At 72.4% G+C, this 3,585-nt stretch carries 2 protein-coding genes and 1 pseudogene; all 3 read right to left on the reverse strand.

The window, feature by feature from the left end; genetic code table 11:
• Positions 1–295: 295 nt before the first annotated feature.
• On the reverse strand, positions 296–2,122 hold the full coding sequence (gene glmS, locus FV222_RS20225; RefSeq protein WP_147815484.1) for a glutamine--fructose-6-phosphate transaminase (isomerizing): 1,827 nt from the start codon (positions 2,120–2,122) through the stop codon (positions 296–298).
• Between the two features lie 164 nt (positions 2,123–2,286).
• Positions 2,287–3,279 carry a hypothetical protein gene (locus FV222_RS20230; protein ID WP_147815485.1) on the reverse strand — a complete coding sequence of 331 codons (993 nt, stop codon included), beginning with the start codon at positions 3,277–3,279 and terminating at the stop codon, positions 2,287–2,289.
• Between the two features lie 89 nt (positions 3,280–3,368).
• A pseudogene (locus FV222_RS20235) lies at positions 3,369–3,585 on the reverse strand (hypothetical protein); the annotation flags it as partial.

The raw sequence follows: 3,585 nt of genomic DNA on the forward strand, positions 1-3,585 counted from the left end.
GATTGGGGCTACGCCCTGATCCCGGTCGCCGGCCCGGCCGTCGGCGCCGCCCTCGCGGCGCTGGCGATCCTGCTGATCGGCTTCTGATCCGGTGCCACCGGATTCACACGCATCCCTGCTTTTGGCGATTCGATGCGCGCGCATCCCCTCGCCCCGCGTGCGGGGAGAGGGCTTTGCCGACCTTGTCGTCGGCGAAGCGAGGCGGCAGCCGACAGCGAGGGGGCCGGCCCGGAGGAGGGGGGGGGGGGACCCGCGCGTCATCCGAGGCCGTGGCGAACTGTTTGAAAGATCGCGTCTATTCCACCGTGACGGACTTGGCGAGGTTTCTCGGCTGGTCCACGTCCTTACCCATGACGACGGCGGTGTGGTAGGCGACGAGCTGGATCGGCACCGCGTAGACGATCGGCGCGACCGTCGGGTCGAGGTCGGGCATCGTCACCGTGGCCAGGGTGTCGAGCCCGTGCTCGGCTGCGCCCTTGGCGTCGCCGATCAGCACGATGCGCCCGCCGCGGGCGGCGACCTCCTGCATGTTCGACACGGTCTTCTCGAACACCGCGTCGTGCGGGGCGATCACGATCACCGGCACGCTCTCGTCGATCAGCGCGATCGGCCCGTGCTTGAGCTCGCCCGCCGCATACCCTTCCGCGTGGATGTAGCTGATCTCCTTCAGCTTCAGCGCGCCCTCCATCGCCATCGGGTAGCTGGTGCCGCGGCCGAGGTAGAGCACGTCCCGCGCCTTGGCGATCTCGCGGGCCAGCCCCTCGATCTCGTTCTCGCGGGCCAGCGCGTCGGCCATCAGGCCGGGCACGGTGATCAGCGCGTCGACGAGGCGGCGCTCCTCCGCGGCGTCGATGGTGCCGCGGGCGCGGCCGGCGGCGATGGCCAGGCACAGCAGCACGGTGAGCTGGCAGGAGAAGGCCTTGGTCGAGGCGACGCCGATCTCGGGGCCGGCGAGCGTCGGCAGCGCCACGGAGGATTCCCGCGCGATGGTCGAGGTCGGCACGTTGACGACGCACACGCTGTGTTGCCCTTGGGACTTCGCGTAGCGCAGCGAAGCCAGGGTGTCGGCGGTCTCGCCCGATTGCGAGATGACGAGCGTCAGCCCGTCGCGCTCGAGCGGCGCCTCGCGGTAGCGCGCCTCGGAGGCGACGTCGATCTCGACGGGAAGCCGCGCGATCTGCTCGAACCAGTAACGGGCCACCAGCCCCGCATAGTAGGCGGTGCCGCAGGCGGTGATGTTGAGGCGCGACAGCTTGGCGAAGTCGAAGGGCAGCGGCTCGGGCAGCGCGACGCGCCCTTGCGCGAGGTCGACGTAGTGGGAGAGCGTGCGGCCGACGACCTCCGGCTGCTCGTGGATCTCCTTGGCCATGAAGTGGCGGTGGTTGCCCTTGTCGATCCGGTAGGCCTGCGTCGCGATGGTCTGGCGCGGGCGCTGGACGACCGCGCCGTGGATGTCTCGGATCTCGGCGCCAGAGCGCGACAGGATCGCCCAGTCGCCCTCTTCCAGATAGGTGAGCGCGTCGGTGAACGGCGCCAGCGCCAGCGCGTCGGAGCCGAGATAAGTCTCGCCCGCGCCGTAGCCGATGGCGAGCGGCGCCCCGTGCCGGGCGCCGACCAGCAGGTCGTCGTGGCCGGCGAACAGGAAGCCGAGGGCGAAGGCGCCGCGCAGGCGCGGGAGGCAGGCGGCCACCGCCTCGACCGGCCCGAGGCCCTGGTCCATGGCATGGCTGACGAGCTGGGCCACCACCTCGGTGTCGGTCTCGCTCTCGAACCGGACACCCTTGGCCTCGAGCTCGTGCTTCAGTTCGCGGAAGTTCTCGATGATGCCGTTGTGCACGACCGCGAGCCGCGCGGTGGCGTGCGGGTGGGCGTTGGTCTCGTTGGGGCGGCCATGCGTCGCCCAGCGGGTGTGGCCGATGCCGATCGCGCCGGCCAGCGGCTCCTCGCGCAGCCTCGCCTCGAGATTGACGAGCTTGCCCGAGGCCCGCCGCCGGGCCAACCGCCCGTGCTCCAGCGTGGCGATGCCGGCGGAGTCGTAGCCGCGGTATTCCAGGCGGCGAAGCGCCTCGACCAGCGGACCGGCCACTGCCCCGTTACCGACGATGCCGACGATGCCGCACATGCTGAGTTGTCTTTCGGTTCGCCCGGTGGACCGGCGGCTTGTACCGGATCGCCGCCGCACGAGGCCAGCCCCCCGTGGCTACGCAGGGCAGGCGATGCAGTGGGCCGTTTACGTGAGAGGCGCGGGCCGTCTTTTGAAGGGGCTGCGGGTGCGCGCGCCGGGACCTACGCTTTGCCTGCGCGCGCCACCTTCTCCGCCTGCAGCGCCGCGCGCATCGCCGTCAGGGTCGCATGCCCGAGGGCGCGGACCGTGGCGTCGTCGGCCCGGCGGAACAGGCCCCGCAGGTGCGCGCTCGCGTGGGCGCGCATCCCGTCGAGGGCATCCGCCTCCGAGCGGCCGTCGTGGTAGCCGTCGCGGTACCAGGCGGCGATCCGATCGATGGCGGCAGGCTCCGCTTGGGCGAGGATCGGCAGGTTGCGCAGCACCTGCGCGCGGGCCGCGAGCGGGCTGTCGTCGTCGTCCAGGGTCGAGTCGGGGAAGCGGTCGGTCTCCACCACCTCGGTCACGGCGCCGGCCCGGATCAGGCGGTCGGCGTCAGGCATCCAGATGTCGTCGGAGGCGACCGCCAGCGCCTCGGCGGTGAAGTCCGCAGCGAGCCCCGCCGCGCGATAGGCCGCCCGCTCGGGGGCCGCGTCGACCGCGAAGGCCTGCCCGAACAGGCCGGCTTCGTAGGGGGCGTGGAAGCCGAGCCGCCCGCTCGCGCCGAGGTAGCGCCCGCGGCCGCGGACGAAGGCCAGGGTGCAGGCCGAGGCGCACTCGTCGGGAACGTAGGTGTCGAGCTGGTGCTCGGCGATCAGCGCGCCCAACGCCAGCCCCTCCTCGACGAGGCCGCCGCCGCTGGTGAGATGGATGCGGCGAACGGTTGGATGCGCGGCGAGCAGGTTCGCAACCTGTAGCGCGACGCCGTCCATCAGGTCGCCGGCCACCCGCACGTCGGCCCCGCCCGGCCCGAGGACGACTCGCGCTCCCACCTCCTCCGGCGCGAAACGCTGTGCGAGGTCCGTCGAGGCGCCGACGAACGCCATCCGCACGGCGGTCCGCGTGTCGGCCGAGACGGCGCCGACGAGGCAGGCGACGCCGAGCGCCGAGGCCGCGCAGGTGGTCGCGAACGGAGTTGCGAAGCGGGACGGGATGCGGCGGGGCTTGTCGTTCGGCATGCCAAGACCTCTCGCCTGCGCCTTCGCGCAGGTCGTCTCACGGATTGGAATTTGAGGGGATCACGCTTGGGGCCGAGCAGGGCGGCGGCTCAGGCCGCTTCGTGCGCGAGATAGGCGACCATCATCTCGGCCACCGCGCGGCCGGCATAGGCCGGCGGGCTCTCGCCCCGTCGCACCGGGAAGGCGTCGACGATCCTGCGGCCGGCCAGGATGCCCCGGACCTCGTCGGGCATCAGACCGTCGTCGATGGCGGTCGCGAAGGCGGCCCGGCCGTAATCGCGGCGCCGCAGGCGGGCCGCCTTCGCG

This window comes from Methylobacterium sp. WL103, from assembly GCF_008039885.1.
GTDB classification, from domain to species: domain Bacteria; phylum Pseudomonadota; class Alphaproteobacteria; order Rhizobiales; family Beijerinckiaceae; genus Methylobacterium; species Methylobacterium cerastii.

Coding starts and splice junctions, on each gene's coding strand:
- FV222_RS20230 (WP_147815485.1), bottom strand. CDS start 3,279: ATGCCGAACGACAAGCCCCGCCGCATCCCGTCCCGCTTCGCAACTCCG.
- glmS (WP_147815484.1), bottom strand. CDS start 2,122: ATGTGCGGCATCGTCGGCATCGTCGGTAACGGGGCAGTGGCCGGTCCG.